Origin of the sequence: Hamadaea sp. (assembly GCF_013362815.1) — a bacterium.
Classification (GTDB): Bacteria; Actinomycetota; Actinomycetes; order Mycobacteriales; family Micromonosporaceae; genus Hamadaea.
In genome coordinates this window covers 1-16,944 of the sequence record NZ_JABFVK010000038.1, presented here as the reverse complement: position 1 = coordinate 16,944, position 16,944 = coordinate 1, and the positions used below count along the sequence as shown (strand labels likewise).

Here is a 16,944-nt window from a genome sequence, read left to right as displayed (position 1 = left end):
CCCTCTCAGATTGCTTTACAGTCAACATCCAGGAAAATGCCGCGACAGTCGTGACATTCCGCTCTTACCGTCGGAGTCATGGATCTGGTCAGAACCAGCAAGCGCCTGTCGTACGTCCTGCGTCACCGGCCCGACAGCATCGGCCTGACGCTCGGCGCGGGCGGCTGGGTCGGCGTCGACGAGCTGCTGCGCGCCTTGGCGCGGCACGGCACCCGGATCACCCGGGAGGACCTCGAATACGTCGTCGAGCACAACGACAAGCGCCGGTTCATCCTGGACGGCGACCGGATCCGGGCCAACCAGGGGCACTCCGTCGACGTCGACCTCGGCCTGCTGCCGGTGACCCCGCCGGCCCGGCTGTTCCACGGCACCGCGCGGCAGAGCCTCGACCCGATCTTCCTGGACGGCCTCGTCCGGGGTAGGCGTCACCACGTGCACCTGTCGGCCGACGAGGAGACCGCGATGAAGGTCGGCGCCCGGCACGGTTCGCCGGTGGTCCTCGCCGTCGACACCGCCGCCATGATGGCCGAGGGCTTGCAGTTCTACCGCAGCGAGAACGGCGTCTGGCTCACCGATCACGTTCCGGCCCGCCACCTGACCGTCGTGCGCAGCACCGCGCGCGTCAGCTGACCGTCGCCCCGTCCGGCGGCCGTCACCCTACGCGGCCCGCCCACTCCGGCAGCGGCTCCCGAGCCGCGAGCATTTCAGCTGGTACGCGAGAAAGCCCGGTGCGAGCGCCGACCACGCCGCCGACGATCGCACACGTGGTATCGACGTCCCCGCCGGCCGAGACGGTCGCCCAGAGCGCGTCGGTCAGGTCGTCGAGATGCCGGGCCGCACACCAGATGGCGAACGGAACCGTGTCGGGAGCCGAGACCTGCCAGCCCGAGCCGACCGTCGACGCGATCCACTGAGGATGGAGGGAGAACGGCGCGTCTTCGATTCTCCGCAGCCGGGCCGCCACTTCGCCGTCCGGCGTACGCGCGAGGACGCTCTTGAGCAACGACGGCCCGGACACGCCCCGGACCGCCAACGCGGCGGCCACCGCGACGGCGACCGCCCCCGCGACCGCCTCCGGATGAGCGTGCGTGACCTGAGCCGACAACGTGGCCTGCTCGACGACGAGGGTCATATCTTCGGCGAACCACGCGCCGAGCGGAGCGACCCGCATCGCCGCGCCGTTGCCCCACGATCCCATCCCGTCGAACTGGCGAGCGGTGACCTCGGCCCACGAGTCGCCCTCGAAAACCTCCCGCAGTACGCCGTGCATGGACGGACCGTAGCCGCGATAGGGGTCGGCCTGATAGGAACTGGCGAACCGGCGAGCCAGCTCGTCCTGCGCGACCTCGCCCTTGTCCAGCAGCATGCGCAGCAACACGATCGCCATCGCGGTGTCGTCCGTCCACGGCCAGGGCGCCCGTTGCGGCTGCCGCCGGGCCAGCATCGCCTCGACGTCGCCCTCCGGCCGGAACCACGTCTGCCCGAAGGCGTCGCCCAGGGCGAGCCCGTGCAGAGAGTCGAGCGCGGCGGTCTCGAACGCCGAGCGGTACGCGGTCACGCACGAATAATGCCGAACGCCCCCGACACCGCGCGAACCGGTTCGTTCATCGGTCGAATTCGCCCTCCCGTACGCCGGCCAGGAACGCCTGCCATTCCGCACGTGAGTAGCGCAGGACGGGACCGTGCGGATCCTTCGAGTCGCGGACCAGCACCTCGTCGTCGAGGACGGCCACCTCTACGCAGGTCCCGGAGTCGCAGCGCCGGGATCGCCGCCACGGCAGGGAGTCGGGGATGTCGGACATCAGGCTTCACCTCCGCGAAGGCTGGACTTCAGCGTACGAAGGCGGAGCGCTGCTCCGGAAGTGGCTGACTGCGGATTGGCATTGCCGGGCATGACAAAAGCCCCGGGTCTCGCGTGTCACCGCTAAGACTCCGGGGCCCGGATGACCTCACTCAGTTGAACGTGAAGTCGCCGTCCCGTACGCCGTCCACAAAGGCCGTCCACTCGTCGCGAGTGAAGTGCAGGACGGGCCCATCCGGGTCCTTCGAGTCGCGGATGACGATCTCGTCTTTTAGCGACGCGACCTCCACACAGGTACCGGCATCACAACGGCGGCTCTTCCGCCAGTCCAGCGACGACAGGGAGATGGACACTGATTGGATTCCTTTCGCGTAGTTATGTCCATATTACGCCCTGCCGCCGTGACATCGTGTGACTTGGCAATCAGGGGTCACACGATCAAGACCGGTTGGGGGGCTGTGCTCCGTCGGGTCTCGTTCGCAGGCGGTCGATACGCGTCGCGATCAGGCGTTGCGTCTCCTGCCGGTCGTGGCTCTTCTGCCACAGTTGATCGAAGATCGATAGGTGACGGTTCACCTTCTCGAGTTCGTGGACGAATTCGTCGACCAGATAGCTCTCTCGATAGAGGAAAGAGCCCGAGACGTCGTCCAGGGTGAGCACCGTGAACGGCATTCCGATGATGAACAGCGCAGTCGTCTCGAAAGAGGCGATGCGCAGGTCGATCAGGCCCGCTGCCGAATCGGACAGCAGCTGTTCGAGCTGGCCGGCGAAGACCTCGGGGCCGCCGATCGGGCGATGGAGCACCGACTCGTCCAGGAGCAGGCGGTAGTCCGGACGGTTGGGCCGGTCGAACAGCCGCCGCCGGCGCTCGGCGCGTACCTCGATGCGCAGGTCGAGCTCGGCTTGGCTGAATTCGTGGTTCCAGAAGCTGAGTACGTGCTCGGCGAACGCCCGGGTCTGCAGCGAGCCGGGTGGAAGGATCGTCTGGAAGGCTCGGATGACGGTCGCCTCCGCCTCGAACTGGACGAGGCTGCGCGTCGCGTCGGAGAGGGTCTCCCGGTATCGGGCTTCGTCCCAGCTGCTGCGCTTGCGGGCGAGCCGGGATTCGTTGACTAAGCCGTCGACCGTGGCCGGATCGGTCACACCGAGGACCTGAAGAAGCGCACGAGTGTCGGTGGGGGAGACGGAGTTCTCGCCGCCCTCGATTCGTTGAAGTTTGCTGAGCGACCAGTCCAAAGAGGCGGCGACCTCACCCTGCGTCAGCTCTTTCGCCTCGCGCGCCTTCCGGAGTGCGAGGCGAAGCCGGTGCCGGGCTACCGCCGGAGATCCCTGAACAGCCATCGGCCCTGGTCAGGCCCCTTCAATTCGAGGTGCGGTATGGCACTTCGCCATATCGCCATTCGGGATAACGCAGCCACATTAGATAAGTGACTGCGTCACCCGCTAGACGTCGCAGGACCGTGTTGTCAAACTGTGTCTCGATGTTCGAGTGCGCGCACAAGCGCGCGCTTGACCTGACCGAAGAGCCGCTCGTTCGTGGTGCGGAACAGGCAGGCGGATCGGCCGTGGTACACGGCTCGCAACTCGTAGACCCGGCGGCGACTCCGGTAGACCTCCACGTGCACGTCGCGTAGTTCGCTGATCGCGAAGGCGGCTCCGGGGTCGCGTACGAGGAAGACCTCGTGGGTCACGTGGGCGCTGGGCCCGCGATAGTACGTTGGCATCTCTCCCTCCTCAGGTCGGGCGGCGTCACCCGGCGCGAGGGAGGGCATTGCATGCTGGTTGCGGATGCGGGAAGATGGCATCGGATGGGTCCTCCCTTCCTCGCGATGGTGAGGTCCTCAGCGACGCCCGGTGACCGCCGGGCGTTCGCTGTTTGTGGTGCTGCACCGAGTATGAAAGCTCCTCATGCTTGATCGCCATACCGCGATCTGCGATATAGCAGATTTCTCTCGTTCATTCACGGTAGGGAAGTAGCCCCCTGAGTAGGTAGGGTGGCGGCATGTTCGCGTACTCGGCCGCCCGCAGCCTGTTCCGTGCTGCCCTGCGCCCGGCGCGACGACGATTCACGGCTCGCTGACCTTCGTCAGTTTCGAGACCGTTTCCGCATCTTTCGCACGCTGCCCGTGACGGGCAGTCCGTTGTGCGTATCTTCAAGGGGTTTGCATGTCTGTCGAAGAGCTTCTCGCCGCCCGGCTGAGGTCGGCGTTCGCGCAGGTCGCGGGTAGTCCCGTGGACCCGGCGGTGCGCCGGTCCCAGCACGCCGACTATCAGGCCGACGGTGCGTTGGCCCTGGCCCGCGAGCTGGGCCGAGCGCCGCGCGAGGTGGCCGCGGAGGTCGTGGCGCGCGCGGATCTCGACGGGCTCGCGGAGCTCGAGGTGGTCGGGCCGGGATTCATCAACATCACCGTCCAGACGTCCGCGCTTCACTCACTCCTTCTCCAGGTGTACGCCGACAGCCGGCTCGGAGTTCCGCAAGTCGCGTCGCCGCAAGCGGTGCTGGTCGACTATTCGGGGCCGAACGTGGCGAAGGAGATGCACGTCGGGCATCTACGGTCCACAGTGATCGGTGACGCCATCGTGCGGCTGCTCGAATTCGAGGGGCATCGGGTGACCCGGGTCAATCATCTCGGCGACTGGGGCACCCCGTTCGGCATGCTCATCGAGCACCTGCTGGACATCGGCGAGCAGGAGGCCGCGCACGAGTTGTCGGTCGGTGACCTGACCGGGTTCTATCAGGCGGCGCGGCGGAAGTTCGACGGCGATCCGGACTTCAAGCGGCGGGCGCAATTGCGGGTGGTGGCGCTGCAATCCGGCGACGAGACCACTGGGCGGCTGTGGCGGTTGCTCGTCGACGAGTCGGAGAAATACTTCCTCTCGGTGTACTCCACGTTGGACGTGACCCTCGGTGCGGCAGATTTCTTGGGGGAGAGCGCATACAACGACGAGCTGGCCGACGTGGTGGGTGAATTGTCGGCGCTCGGACTGCTGACCGAGAGCGACGGCGCGTTGTGTGCGTTTCCCGCCGGATTCACCGGACGCGACGGTGCGCCGATGCCGGTGATCGTGCGGAAGGAGGACGGCGGCTACAACTACAGCGCCACTGATCTCGCCGCCTTGCGGCGGCGCTGCCGGGCGTACGACCGGGCGGTCTATGTCGTGGGTACGCCGCAGAAACAGCACTTCGCAATGGTCTTCGCGGTCGGGGCCGACGCCGGCTGGGTTCGGCCCGGGCAGGTCGAACACGTGGCGTTCGGGTCGATTCTCGGCGCGGACGGCAAGATGCTGAAGACGCGGGCCGGTGACTCGATCAAGCTCTCGACGCTGCTGGACGAAGCGGTCGCGCGCGCTGCCGCGTTGGCCCCGACCGAAGACGTCGCCCACTTCGTGGGCATCGGGGCGGTGAAGTACGCCGATCTGTCGTCCGATCGGGTGAAGGATTACGTGTTCGACTGGGACCGGGCGCTGTCGCTGACCGGGGACTCCGGCGCCTACCTGCAATACGCGTACGCGCGGATTCAGTCGTTGCTGACCAAGGGCGGTTCCTTCGCACCCGGCTTCTCGCTGAAGTCGCCGGGCTTCTCGCTGGAGTCGCCGGTCGAACGGGCGCTGGCGCTGCACCTGCTGGGCTTCCCGGCCGCCGTCTCCTCGGCGGCTTCGACGTTGCAGCCGCATCGGCTGGCCGGCTACCTGCACGGGCTGGCCACGGCGTACTCGGTGTTCTACGAGAAGTGCCCGGTGTTGCGGGCTCCCACTGCCGAGATCCGGGACGGCCGGCTGGGGCTGGCCGACCTCACCGGTCGGGTGCTGACGCTCGGGCTGTCATTGCTGGGCATCCGTACGCCCACCCCGTTGTAGCCCCCTTTCGGGCGCCTTGATGCGTGCAGATCAGGGTTATGCATGCTTCCGATGCCCCCGGAAGCATGCATAACCCTGATCCGGCGGTCTCCGGCGATGGCGTAGCGCGGTGGGAGCGCGGGGCGGCATGATGAGCAGGTGATCAACGACGCTTACACCTCCACCAACCCCGCCCGGCTCGACGACGTCGTCACGACGGTGACTGCGGCGGGGGAGGCCGAGATCGTGGCGGCCGCCCGGCGGGCGAAGGCGGCTCAGCCGGCCTGGGCCGACGTGCCCGCCCCCGTACGCGGCCAGGTGATCGCCAACATCTCGCGGCTCGTCGAGGCGAACGCGGAGGCGCTGGCCCGCCTGGTGACCCGGGAGATCGGCAAGCCGATCGCCGAGGCTCGGGGCGAGGTGCAGGAGATCGTCGACACTTGTCAGTTCTTCCTGGGCGAGGGACGGCGGCTCTACGGGCAGACGGTGCCATCGGAGATGCCGGACAAGCAGCTGTTCACCTTCCGTACTCCGGTCGGCGCGGCGATGATCATCACGGCGGGCAACTTCCCCGTGGCCGTGCCGAGCTGGTATCTCGTCCCGGCGCTGCTCTGCGGGAACACCGTCGTGTGGAAACCCGCCCTGTACGCGGCCGCCTGCGCGGACGCGCTCGCCGAGCTGTTCGTGCGAGGCGGATTGCCGGCGGGCGTACTGAGCGTCGTGCACGCCGACGGTCCCGAGACCTTCGCCGGGCTGGGTTCCGCCCTGGAGGACGGGCTGATCGACAAGGTGGGCTTCACCGGTTCGACCGAGGTCGGCCGGGCGATCGGCGAGTTGTGCGGGCGTTACCTGCAGACGCCCTGCCTCGAACTCGGCGGCAAGAACCCGATGGTGGTGACGGAGGACGCCGATCTGACGCTGGCGGTCGAGGGCGCGCTGTTCTCCGGGTTCGGCACCGCCGGTCAGCGCTGCACCTCGCTCGGCACAGTCATCGCCCACGAGTCGGTGCACGACGAGTTCCTGGCGCGGCTCACCGAGGCGGTCGCGGGCGCTCGGATCGGCGACCCGACCGAAGACGTGCTCTACGGTCCGCTGCTGGACGAGAAGTTCGCGGCGGCGTACGAGAAGCACTTGGGGTGGATCGCCCCGCATCATCGGGTGGCCGGGCCGACCGGCCGGATCACGGCGCAGAACCCGCGCGCCGGCTTCGTCGGCGACCCCGCGACCGGGCTGTTCTACCACCCGGTGATCGTGGGGGGCGTACGCCCCGGGGACGAGCTGTTCCAGCAGGAGACGTTCGGGCCGATTGTCGGCGTGACGGCGTACCGGACGCTGGACGAGGCGATCGAGCTGGCCAACGCTCCCGGTTACGGCCTGTCCAGTTCGATCTACACGACCGATCCGACGAAGGCGTTCACCTTCCGCCGCAAGATCTCGGCCGGGATGGTCAGCGTCAACAACTCCACCTCCGGCGCGGAGGCGCATCTTCCGTTCGGCGGCAACGGCCGGTCCGGCAACGGCAGCCGGCAGTCCGGCATGTGGGTGCTCGACCAGTTCACCCGCTGGCAGGCGATGAACTGGGACTACTCCGGCCGCCTCCAGAAAGCCCAGATGGAGGTGGCGGCGCTGCCAGCCGATCTTGAATTCAGACTGGAGTGACAACCTGATCGGGCGGCCCGCGCGTTCCACATCCCGTGACGAGGTGGACTCTTCTCTGGCGAGGGATGCGATATCGGGCGGGCCGATCCCTGCTCGTGCTGCTCATGGCGGCGGTGGCGACGACGGCGGCGGCCGCGGTTCCGGCCTACCTGCGGGCCGCTCAGGAGTCGGTGGTACGCGACCTGCTCGGCTCGGGGGTGGCGGGCAATTCATCGATCGCCGTGCAGCTGCAGACGACGAACCCGTCGACGCCGCCAGCCGGTCGAGCCAGCCTTGAGCAGGACATTTCGCTGATCGACAACGGTTTCCTGATGTCGTCCTACCTGAATTCGCTGCGCGCCGGGCAGTCCGCGTACGCCGAGACGAACCTGAAGCTCGCGGAGGTGGGCGTCGGCGACGTCGTGACCGGTCACCTCGTCTTCCAGCCGGGCGTCTGCGAGCACGTGACGCTGACCGGACGCTGTCCGGCTGCCGCGGGCGAGGTCATGGTGAGCGCGCGGACCGCCGAGCACTACAAGGTCACCGTCGGCCAGCGGCTGCCGGTCACCCTCGGCCCGTCGGCCGACGTCGGGCGCTCGGCGAAGGGCGGCGGCGGGTCGGCTCCGCTGCCGCAGACGACCGACCGGCCGCTTGTGGTCGGCCTGTTCACCCCCAAGGACGGACTCGACCCGGCCTGGGGTTCGTTGCTTCAATACTCGCCGGTCTCCGACCCGCACCTCGGCGCGCGGTACTGGAGCATCGACGCGATCTTCACCGGGGTGGCCGCCGACGTCGAGGGGCGCGCCGACGCGGTCGTCCGGCGTACGGCCTTGTACGAGTTCGACTTCGGCAAGGTGGACGATGCCGGCGTGGCCCGGCTCGACGGCGACCTGGCAAATCTGACCAGCTATCTGAGCTCCCAGCAGATGTCGGTGCGCTCGGGCCTTCCGACGGTGATCACCGAGATCCGCCGGGACCAGGAGGCGATCTCCCAGACCGTTCCGGTCGGCGCGGTGCCGCTGCTGATCCTCGCCCTCGTCGTCCTGATGGTGCTCGTGGCGGCCCTGACCGAGGAACGCGGTCCGGAGATCGCCCTCGCCCGACTCCACGGGTACGCCCGGGGCCGGGTCGCCGAGTTCGGGCTGGCCGAAGTGCTTACGTTGATCACCGTCGCGGCACCCGCCGGGCTGTTGCTGAGCCGAGTCGTCCTGGCGGTGCTCTCCGGGCTCTGGCTCGCCCCCGGTACGCCGCTCGGCTGGGACTGGGGGCCGGTCGTGGCGGTGGCGGCCGCTCTGCTGACCGCGTACGCAGCGGCGGCGGTCGCTTCTCGTAAGGTGTTCCGCACCCGGGTCATCAACCTGCTGCGCCGGGTTCCGCAGCGCACGACGTGGCGGGCGGGCGCCTTGGAAGGAGCCGCGGTCGCCCTGGCCGTCGCGGCGTTGGTGACCACGGTGCAGGACCGGGAGTCGGGGCTGGCCGTGCTCGCCGCTCCGCTGCTCGCCATCGTCGTGGGCGTCGCGGGCGGCCGTCTGCTCAGCCTGATCGCGGCGGCCCGAGTCCGGTCGACGCGCCGCCGGGCGGACCCGATCGGCATGCTGACCAGCGCCTCCCTGTCCCGTCGCCCCGGGCGGCAACGCATCGTCGTGGTGGTCGCCGTGGCCGCCTCGCTCATGGGGTTCTCCGCCGTGGCGTGGGACGTGGCCGCCCAGGCCCGAGCCGAGGCGGCCAACGGCGCGGTCGGCGCGCCCTCCGTCTATCGAGTCTCCGCAGCCGGGCCGCAGCAGCTGGTCGACGGAGTCGACGCGGCGGCCCCGGACGGCTCGGCGATGGCGGTCGTACGCCGGGCGGAGTTCTTCGACGGTGAAATCGTGAACGTCATCGGCGTACAGAGCGACCGGCTCGCGAAGACCGCCAGCTGGTACGGACACTCCGATGTGGACCTCAAGGGGATCGCCGAGCAGCTGCGCCCGGCCGAGCCCCCGGCGTCTCCGGTCGGCGGGCGGCTGACGGTCGTCCTCGACGCCGACGGACTGGGCCAGGTGCCGCTCGACGTGGCGGTCGAGGTGCGTACCGGAGACCATCAGGAGACCGTCGTGCTCGGCAAGCTGCAAAGCGGCACCCACGAGTACACCGGTCAGGTTCCGGTGGGCGAACTGGCGGTGCTCAAACTGCTCCGGCCACCGGCGCGGGCGGTCATGGTGACGGGCACCCTGACGATCAAGCGGATCTCGTCCGACTCCGGCGAGGTGCCGATCGGCGGGACCGCCGTCTGGCAGCCGGCCGAGCTGATCGGCGTGAACGCCGACCTCAGCGGCGACGCCGAGGTCAAGGCCCGGATCCAGGCCGACGGCAACGGCGACGTCCGGCTTCTCCGGCTGCATGCCCCGAAGGCGTTGCCGGGACTGCTCGCCGGCCCGATTCCGGCGGTCGACGTCACCGGCGACAACTGGCCGTTCATGGCGTTCGCCACGCAGCCGCAGACTTTCACCGCCGTGGCTACGAACCGTCTCGTGCCCGGGACGTCGGGCCATGGAATCATCGTCGACCTCGACTACGGCCTCGCTCAGGCGCAGGACCTGACCGGTTCGGTCGACAACGGCAGTTCGATCCAGTACGAGGTCTGGGCAGGTGCGGGCGCGCCCAAGGATCTGGTCGAACGCCTCGCGGCGCACGGCCTCCAGGTGCGGTCGAGCCAGACGCTGTCGGCGTACGAGGATCGGCTGGGGCGGCGCGCGCCCGCGTTGGCGCTGCGGCTCTACGGCGTCGGCGCGCTGGTGGCGATCCTGCTCGCGTTGGGCATCGTCCTGCTGGCCGTACGCGTCGGGGCCGACCAGCGCCGGTACGGTTCGGCGGCGCTGCTCGTCGCGGGCGTGCCCGAACCGGTGCTGCGCAAAGCCGTACGCCGGGAGTTCGTCACGCTGCTCGGCTGGCCGGCCGGGCTCGGCTTCCTCTCCGGCGTGGCGGTCGCGTTACTGCTGTTGCCCGGCATACCGCTGGTGACCACCGGGGTTACCGGCGAGGCCCGCTGGCAACCCGCGCCCGGCGCGCTGGCGGCCGTCGCGCTCGCCTGCCTGGGCTGTCTGCTGATCGCCCTGCCGGTGGCGGTACGCCTCATCCGTCAGGCTCGGCCGGAGCTGCTGCGAGGAGAGTCCCGATGAGTAACGCGGTGGGTGTTAGCTGCCGGGGATTGGTCACGATCTACCGGCTGGAGGGCTACGAGGTGGTCGCCCTCGCCGGTGTCGACCTGGACATCCGAGCCGGCGAATCAGTGGCGCTGCTGGGCCCGTCCGGCTCCGGCAAGTCCACTTTGCTCGCCGTACTGGCCGGGCTGTTGCGGCCGTCGGCGGGCCGGGTCCACGTCGGCCCGGTCGATCTGGCCAAGGCGACCGACCGGGATCTGGCCCGGATGCGCGCCGGCGAAGTCGGCGTATGCCTCCAGAACGCCGATCGCGGCCTCCTGCCTTACCTGACGGCCCGGCAGAACGTCGCGTTCGCTCAGCGTCCCGCAGTGGGCCGGGAACTACTGTCACCGGACGAGGTGCTCTCGCTCGTCGGGCTGACCGATCGCAAGCGGCTCAACGCGGAGCCGCCGAAGTTGCGTCCAGGTGAGCGGCAGCGCCTGGCGATCGGGGTGGCCCTGGCCCGGCGGCCCGGATTGTTGCTGGTCGACGAGCCGACGAGCCAGCTCGACGCCGATGCCCGGGACGAAGTCGTGGACGCCCTGCGTTCGGTGCACCACGCCGGGACGACCGTCGTCGTGGTCACCCACGATCCGGCGGTCGGCGAGCGGATGGGGCGGACCGTCACCATCCGCGACGGCCGAGTGGGGGCGCAAGGCGTACGCGGGGAGGAGTTCGCGGTGGTCGGCCGGGACGGCTCGATCCACCTGCCGCAGGATCTCCTCGACCGCATGCCGCCCGGCACCCATCTGCGCATCGTGGACCAGCCGGACGGCAGCGCGCTGCTCGTCCCGGCGCCCGAGATCGAGGGAGACGACCGATGACGTTCCTCAAACTCGACGGTGTCACCGTCGCGTACGACCAGGATCGGCCGGTGCTGCGCGAGCTCACGCTTCCGGCGTACCCGGGGAGAATCGTCGCGGTGACGGGGCCCTCGGGAGCCGGCAAGACGACGCTGCTGTGGACCCTCGCGGGCCTGATCCGGCCGCAGGCCGGCCAGGTGACCGCGGACGGTGAGCCGCTGGGCGGGCAGCGCGACGCGATCGAGCGTGGCGTGGCGCTGATCCCGCAAGGCAACGGGCTGGAAGCGACGCTGACGGCGGCCGAGAACGTGCTGTTGCCGCTGATCGCGCGCGGGATGCCGGGCCATGAGGCGGAGGAGCGCACGACGGCGGCGCTCGACCGGCTCGGCCTGAGCGGGCAGGCCGACCAGCTCGTGGAGGAGCTTTCCGGCGGGCAGCAGCAGCGCACCGCGATCGCCCGCGGGCTCGCCGCGCACGCGGAGGTGCTGCTCGCCGACGAGGTCACCAGCGAACTGGACGCGGTCAACCGCAAGCTCGTCCTCGAACTGCTGCAGGAGGAGTGCCGGCGCGGCGTCGCCGTCGTGTTCGCGACGCACGACCCGCAGGCGGCCGAGGCGTGCGACGAGGTGCTCGCCCTCTAGCCGTCGGTGTCGAGGCCGCGTTCCAGGGCGTAGCGGACCAGCTCCACTCTATTGTGGAGCTGGAGTTTGCCCAGCGTGTGCTGCACGTGGTTCTGCACTGTCCGCGGCGACAAGACCAGCCGCTCCGCGATCTGCTTGTAGGACAAGCCCTTCGCGACGAACCGCAGGATCTCGGTCTCGCGCTCGGTCAGCCGCGGCGCGTCGTCGTCGTCACCCGAGGGCGACGACGCCAGCCTGCGGTACTCGCCCAGCACGAGTCCGGCGAGGCCAGGCGTGAACACGGCGTCTCCCTCGGCGGTACGCGCAACGGCGGCGACGAATTCGTCACGTCCGGCCGACTTCACGAGATATCCGGTCGCGCCCGCCTTGACGGCGTCGAGGACGTCCTGGTGCTCGCCGCTGGCCGAGAGCACCAGGATGCGGACGGGGGTGTCGCCCTTGCACAACGCGGTGATGACTTCGACGCCGGACAGGTCGGGCAGCTGGAGGTCGAGGACGACGACGTCCGGCCGCAGGGAGGTGCCGACGCGTACGGCCTGCGCGCCGTCGCCGACCGCGGCGATCACGTCGTAACCGGCCTCGGCGAGGTCCCGCGCCACCGACTCTCTCCACATCGGATGGTCGTCGACCACCATGACTCGCGTCGTCATCTCGGAATCCGCATCTCTACTTCGGTACCTTCCCCCGGTGTACTGGTGATGACCGTGGCACCGCCGAGATCGCGTACACGCCCCTCGATGGACTGTGCCACGCCGAGCCGCCCGGCGGCCGCCGCCTCGGCCAGGCGGCCGGGCACGATGCCGGGACCGTCGTCGCGTACGGTCACGATCACCTCGGACTCCTCTTCCTCCAGCAGCACCCAGGCGCGCGCTTGGGGGCCGCCGTGTCGTTGGACGTTGTCGAGGGCGCTGGCGGTTGCCGCCGCGAGCTCCTCGGCTGTCCGCTCCGGCAACCAGACCGGCGTCGCGGGGCTGCTCACCGTCACCTTCGCGGAGGCCTTCGGCGTCAGCAGCGTCTTGAGGTCGACCGTGCCGCTCTTGGCGACCGCCGGATCGCTGCCGACGAGAGATCGCAGCACTTCCTCCTGCTCACCGGCGAGCCGGCCCAGCTCGGCCGCCTCCCCGCCGATCTCGGCCCCTCGACGCTGGACCAAAGCGAGCACCTGCAGGACGGAGTCGTGGATACCTCGGGCCAGCCGTTCCCGTTCCCGGGTCGCCGCTTCCATCTCGGCCGCGCGCTGAAGCCGTTGTTCGGCCTCTCCGGCGAGGCGGACGAGATAGCCGATGCTGAACCCGGCCAGCAGCAACAAGACGGTGCCGTTGAGCGTCGTCGGGGTGATCTGGCCGCGGAGCGTCAGATCGACCGCGCCGACCACCAGCGCCGCGGACAGACCCCAACGGCGGCCGCCTGCGATCGCCCAGGCGAGCACGGCCCCGGCCACCCAGGCCATTGGCAGCGTCGCCGCGCCCCGGCTCAGCCGATCCGGATTCATCACCCAGGAACTGGCGAACAGGCAGCCCAGCGTGACGAGCATGTCGGCACCGAGCAGCGGCCAGCGGCGTCGCTGCGGATCGGCGTACGCGATCGCAGCGACGATCGACCAGATCAGCATCACGACGACGACGGCCAGCCCGAGCCACGGGCGAACGTACTCGTCATAGCTGGTCGCGAGCAGGACGACGGCGTACGCGAGCGCGGCGAACCGGAAGACCGCGACCGCCCGCCAGAGCGACACCTCCAACCCCACGGGGTCAGTCTCGCACTTCCTCTTTTCGCCCGGCGGGCCCCGTTCGCTGCAGATCACGGATACGCAGGCCAACTCGGCCGATTTGGCCTGCGTATCCGTGATCCGGCTGGGTCGTCAGGCTGGGTCGTCAGGCTAGCCCAGCCCGGCGTAGCGCGTCCGCCAGCGCGGTGTCGGTGCTGCCACCCTGCTGGCGGCCACCGCCCCGCTGCCCACCCTGTTGGCGTCCGCCCTGCTGCCGCTGGCCTTGTTGCTGCTGACCGCCGCCCTGACCGCCGCCTTGGCGCTGGCCCGGCTGCCGCGGACCCCGGTCTCGGGACTGGCCGCCGCCCGCGCTGCCACCGTCGCCGGGTACGTCGTCGAGGCGAAGGGTCAGCGAGATCCGCTTGCGGGGCACGTCGACGTCGAGCACCTTGACGCGTACGACGTCGCCGGGCTTGACCACCTCGCGCGGGTCCTTCACGAACGTCTTGGACAGCGCGGAGACGTGCACGAGCCCGTCCTGGTGAACGCCGACGTCGACGAAGGCACCGAAGGCGGCGACGTTGGTGACCACACCTTCCAGCAGCATGCCGGGGACCAGATCGGAGATCTTCTCCACGCCGTCGGCGAAGGTGGCCGTCTTGAAGGCCGGACGCGGGTCACGGCCCGGCTTCTCCAGCTCCTTCAGGATGTCGGTGATGGTCGGCAGACCGAACGTGTCGTCCACGTACGCCGTGGGCTTGATCTTGCGCAGCGAGGTCGAGTTGCCGATGAGAGTCTCGATCGTGGTGCCCTCGCCGTCGAGGATGCGCCGCACGACCGGGTACGCCTCGGGGTGCACGCTGGAGGCGTCGAGCGGGTCGTCGCCGCCACGAATCCGCAGGAAGCCGGCGCACTGCTCGAACGCCTTCGGCCCGAGCCGGGGCACCTGCTGCAGGATTCGGCGACTGCGGAAGGGCCCGTTCTCCTCCCGGTACGCGACGATGTTCTTCGCGAGGCTCTCGGTGATCCCGGAGACCCGGGTCAGCAGGGGAGCGGACGCCGTGTTTACGTCCACGCCGACGCCGTTGACGCAGTCCTCGACGACGGCGTCCAGCGACCGGGACAGCTTGCCTTCGGCGAGATCGTGCTGGTACTGGCCGACGCCGATGGACTTCGGGTCGATCTTGACGAGCTCGGCGAGCGGGTCCTGCAGCCGCCGCGCGATCGACACCGCACCCCGCAGGGACACGTCGAGCTCGGGCAGCTCGGAGGAGGCGTACGCCGAGGCCGAGTAGACCGACGCGCCCGCCTCGGAGACGACGATCTTCGTCAGGTTGAGCTGCGGATACAGCTTGATGAGGTCGGCCGCCAGCTTGTCGGTCTCCCGGGAGGCGGTGCCGTTGCCGATGGCGACCAGCTCGACCTTGTGCACCTGGCAGAGGCGGGCCAGCACCGCGATCGACTCGTCCCACTTGTTGTGCGGAACGTGCGGGTAGATCGTGTGCGTCGCGACGACCTTGCCGGTGGCGTCCACGACGGCCACCTTCACGCCGGTGCGGAAACCGGGGTCGAGACCCAGCGTCGCCCGGGTCCCCGCCGGGGCGGCAAGCAGCAGGTCGCGCAGGTTCGCCGCGAACACCCGCACCGCCTCGTCCTCGGCCTGCTGCCAGAGGCGCATCCGCGCGTCGATCCCCAGGTGCGTCAGAATCCGCGTACGCCAGGCGTACCGGACGGTGTCGGAGAGCCACTTGTCGCCCGGGCGGCCCTGGTCGGAGACGCCGACGCGGCGGGCGATGAGCTGCTCGAACCGGGTCGGACCAAACTCCGGCGCGTCCTCGGGTGCTTCGGGCTGGACCGCGATGTCGAGGACTTCTTCCTTCTCTCCCCGGAACATCGCCAGTACGCGGTGCGACGGCATCTTCGTGAAGGGCTCGGAGAAGTCGAAGTAGTCGGCGAACTTGGCGCCGGCCTCCTGCTTGCCGTCGCGTACCTTGCTCGCGAGCAGACCCCGGTTCCAGACCTGCTCCCGCAGCTCACCGATGAGGTCGGCGTCCTCGGAGAACCGTTCGATGAGGATGGCCCGAGCCCCGTCGAGGGCGGCAGCCGCGTCAACGACCGCTTCGTTCACAAATCCAGCCGCCGTCGCCGCCGGGTCGAGCGTCGGATCGGCGAGCAACTGGTCGGCCAGCGGCTCCAGCCCGGCTTCCCGCGCGATCTGCGCCTTCGTCCGCCGCTTCGGCTTGAACGGCAGGTAGATGTCCTCCAGCCGAGCCTTGGTGTCGGCGGCGAGGATCTGCGCCTGCAACGCGTCGTCGAGCTTGCCCTGCGAACGGATCGACTCCAGGATGGCCGCCCGCCGCTCCTCCAGCTCCCGCAGGTAGCGCAGGCGCTCCTCGAGCGTACGCAGTTGGGCGTCGTCGAGCGCTCCGGTGACCTCCTTCCGGTACCGGGCGATGAACGGCACGGTGGCCCCACCGTCGAGCAGGTCGACGGCTGCGGTCACCTGCCCTTCGCGTACGCCGAGCTCGGAAGCGATCTGAGCGGCGATCCGGGGCTGCGGGACGGCTGGCGCGGTGGTCTGGGCGTCGGTTGTCACCGGAGCATTCTGCCCGGTCGGCCCGCCCGCCGCCGCGCCGGGACACGCTGAACCGTCGCGGCGACCGGCGTCAGGCGGGCGTTCTCGGCGTCAAGTTGCCCACCACCTCGGCGTAGTAAGCCGACTCGGCGACGTGGAAGGCCAGCTCGCGGGGCGACCAGCCGCCGGTGCTCTTGTCGAGTTCCTCGTCGGTCAGCGAGTCGAGCCGCAGCCGCCAGATCTGGGCCAGCCGGGTGAGCCGGCTACGCGCCTCGGCGAGATCCTCGGCGGTGAACTCGGCGAGATCCGCCCTGGTCGTCGCGCTGGAGCCATGCCAGTGATCCGGCAGCGGCTCGGCCCCGGCCAGCGTCGCCTCGAGCTCGGCCAGGTGATCGACGAGGTGGTCGACGACCCGCCGGATCGCCTTGTGCGGCGTGTAGACGCGGTCGCCGGAGACTCGGGGGCTGCCGTCCCAGGTGGGCCAGGTTTCGGCGAGCGCGAGCACGTCGTCGACCATGCCGGAGACGACGGACGACGGGGTGCGATCGTCGGTGAGCGGTGAGTACACCTCACGAACGTAAAGCCGGGGTACGACACTCCCGTTGTCGATCAGGCTCGCGTGGGAACGATCAGGCTGCCGGGGACACGACACGCCGGTTGATCACGCCCGATAGTGGCTCTTGTGACGGATGTGTGGGTGGCGTCGTGTCGAACGGGAGCGCACGCCGTGCCCTGTCTTACCTTTCGAGTGTCTAGTCCGAA

15 protein-coding genes are annotated in these 16,944 nt (G+C 69.6%); 6 read left to right on the top strand and 9 right to left on the bottom strand.

Annotated elements, in window-relative coordinates:
- Positions 1-78 precede the first annotated feature (78 nt).
- The gene (locus tag HOV77_RS19065) at positions 79-630 is read left to right on the top strand and encodes an RNA 2'-phosphotransferase (protein WP_290863775.1); all 552 of its coding nucleotides are present in this window, start codon (positions 79-81) and stop codon (positions 628-630) included.
- Positions 631-652: 22 nt separating this feature from the next.
- Here the strand turns inward: HOV77_RS19065 and HOV77_RS19060 are convergent, their stop codons facing one another.
- The 5 genes from HOV77_RS19060 to HOV77_RS19040 all read right to left on the bottom strand — a co-directional run bounded on the left by HOV77_RS19060 (position 653) and on the right by HOV77_RS19040 (position 3,525).
- Positions 653-1,558, bottom strand: a complete 906-nt coding sequence (locus HOV77_RS19060) for an ADP-ribosylglycohydrolase family protein (protein ID WP_290863774.1) — start codon at positions 1,556-1,558, stop codon at positions 653-655.
- Positions 1,559-1,604: 46 nt separating this feature from the next.
- A complete protein-coding gene (locus tag HOV77_RS19055; protein ID WP_290863773.1) occupies positions 1,605-1,802 on the bottom strand; it encodes a DUF397 domain-containing protein in 198 nt (65 codons plus the stop codon).
- Between the two features lie 151 nt (positions 1,803-1,953).
- Positions 1,954-2,148, bottom strand: coding sequence for a DUF397 domain-containing protein (locus HOV77_RS19050; RefSeq protein ID WP_290863840.1), 195 nt, complete (start codon positions 2,146-2,148; stop codon positions 1,954-1,956).
- Positions 2,149-2,239: 91 nt separating this feature from the next.
- Positions 2,240-3,142 (bottom strand): helix-turn-helix transcriptional regulator, encoded by a 903-nt coding sequence (locus HOV77_RS19045; RefSeq protein WP_290863772.1) that lies wholly within the window; start codon positions 3,140-3,142, stop codon positions 2,240-2,242.
- Positions 3,143-3,267: 125 nt separating this feature from the next.
- Positions 3,268-3,525, bottom strand: coding sequence for a DUF6232 family protein (locus HOV77_RS19040; RefSeq protein WP_290863771.1), 258 nt, complete (start codon positions 3,523-3,525; stop codon positions 3,268-3,270).
- A gap of 442 nt (positions 3,526-3,967) precedes the next feature.
- Between HOV77_RS19040 and argS the strand changes: the two genes are divergently transcribed.
- The 5 genes from argS (at position 3,968) to HOV77_RS19015 (ending at position 11,899) form a co-directional block, all read left to right on the top strand.
- Positions 3,968-5,659 carry an arginine--tRNA ligase gene (argS, locus tag HOV77_RS19035; protein WP_290863770.1) on the top strand — a complete coding sequence of 564 codons (1,692 nt, stop codon included), beginning with the start codon at positions 3,968-3,970 and terminating at the stop codon, positions 5,657-5,659.
- A 138-nt stretch (positions 5,660-5,797) separates the two neighbouring features.
- Complete coding sequence (locus HOV77_RS19030) at positions 5,798-7,297, top strand: aldehyde dehydrogenase family protein (RefSeq protein ID WP_290863769.1); 1,500 nt, start codon at positions 5,798-5,800, stop codon at positions 7,295-7,297.
- A gap of 65 nt (positions 7,298-7,362) precedes the next feature.
- Positions 7,363-10,434, top strand: a complete 3,072-nt coding sequence (locus tag HOV77_RS19025) for an FtsX-like permease family protein (protein WP_290863768.1) — start codon at positions 7,363-7,365, stop codon at positions 10,432-10,434.
- Positions 10,431-11,279: an ATP-binding cassette domain-containing protein gene (locus HOV77_RS19020; RefSeq protein ID WP_290863767.1), complete on the top strand. Its 849-nt coding sequence runs from the start codon at positions 10,431-10,433 to the stop codon at positions 11,277-11,279. Before HOV77_RS19025 ends, HOV77_RS19020 begins: the two co-directional genes overlap by 4 nt.
- Positions 11,276-11,899: an ATP-binding cassette domain-containing protein gene (locus HOV77_RS19015; RefSeq protein WP_290863766.1), complete on the top strand. Its 624-nt coding sequence runs from the start codon at positions 11,276-11,278 to the stop codon at positions 11,897-11,899. The genes HOV77_RS19020 and HOV77_RS19015 overlap by 4 nt, the downstream gene beginning before the upstream one ends.
- Here HOV77_RS19015 and HOV77_RS19010 read toward each other — a convergent pair.
- From HOV77_RS19010 to HOV77_RS18995, 4 genes are all read right to left on the bottom strand, one after another.
- Entirely contained in the window at positions 11,896-12,549 is a 654-nt protein-coding gene (locus HOV77_RS19010; RefSeq protein ID WP_290863765.1) for a response regulator transcription factor, read from the bottom strand. The genes HOV77_RS19015 and HOV77_RS19010 overlap by 4 nt on opposite strands.
- Positions 12,546-13,646, bottom strand: a complete 1,101-nt coding sequence (locus HOV77_RS19005) for a DUF5931 domain-containing protein (RefSeq protein WP_290863764.1) — start codon at positions 13,644-13,646, stop codon at positions 12,546-12,548. Before HOV77_RS19005 ends, HOV77_RS19010 begins: the two co-directional genes overlap by 4 nt.
- Before the next feature lie 127 nt (positions 13,647-13,773).
- Positions 13,774-16,203 carry a Tex family protein gene (locus HOV77_RS19000; protein WP_290863763.1) on the bottom strand — a complete coding sequence of 810 codons (2,430 nt, stop codon included), beginning with the start codon at positions 16,201-16,203 and terminating at the stop codon, positions 13,774-13,776.
- A gap of 70 nt (positions 16,204-16,273) precedes the next feature.
- Entirely contained in the window at positions 16,274-16,750 is a 477-nt protein-coding gene (locus tag HOV77_RS18995) for a hypothetical protein (RefSeq protein WP_290863762.1), read from the bottom strand.
- Between the last annotated feature and the right edge of the window lie 194 nt (positions 16,751-16,944).

Bases quoted from the DNA above. Each gene is read 5' to 3' on its own strand.
- argS (WP_290863770.1), top strand. From the start codon at position 3,968: ATGTCTGTCGAAGAGCTTCTCGCCGCCCGGCTGAGGTCGGCGTTCGCG.
- HOV77_RS19025 (WP_290863768.1), top strand. From the start codon at position 7,363: ATGCGATATCGGGCGGGCCGATCCCTGCTCGTGCTGCTCATGGCGGCG.
- HOV77_RS19020 (WP_290863767.1), top strand. From the start codon at position 10,431: ATGAGTAACGCGGTGGGTGTTAGCTGCCGGGGATTGGTCACGATCTAC.
- HOV77_RS19040 (WP_290863771.1), bottom strand. From the start codon at position 3,525: ATGCCAACGTACTATCGCGGGCCCAGCGCCCACGTGACCCACGAGGTC.
- HOV77_RS19055 (WP_290863773.1), bottom strand. From the start codon at position 1,802: ATGTCCGACATCCCCGACTCCCTGCCGTGGCGGCGATCCCGGCGCTGC.
- HOV77_RS19065 (WP_290863775.1), top strand. From the start codon at position 79: ATGGATCTGGTCAGAACCAGCAAGCGCCTGTCGTACGTCCTGCGTCAC.
- HOV77_RS19015 (WP_290863766.1), top strand. From the start codon at position 11,276: ATGACGTTCCTCAAACTCGACGGTGTCACCGTCGCGTACGACCAGGAT.
- HOV77_RS19045 (WP_290863772.1), bottom strand. From the start codon at position 3,142: ATGGCTGTTCAGGGATCTCCGGCGGTAGCCCGGCACCGGCTTCGCCTC.
- HOV77_RS19010 (WP_290863765.1), bottom strand. From the start codon at position 12,549: ATGACGACGCGAGTCATGGTGGTCGACGACCATCCGATGTGGAGAGAG.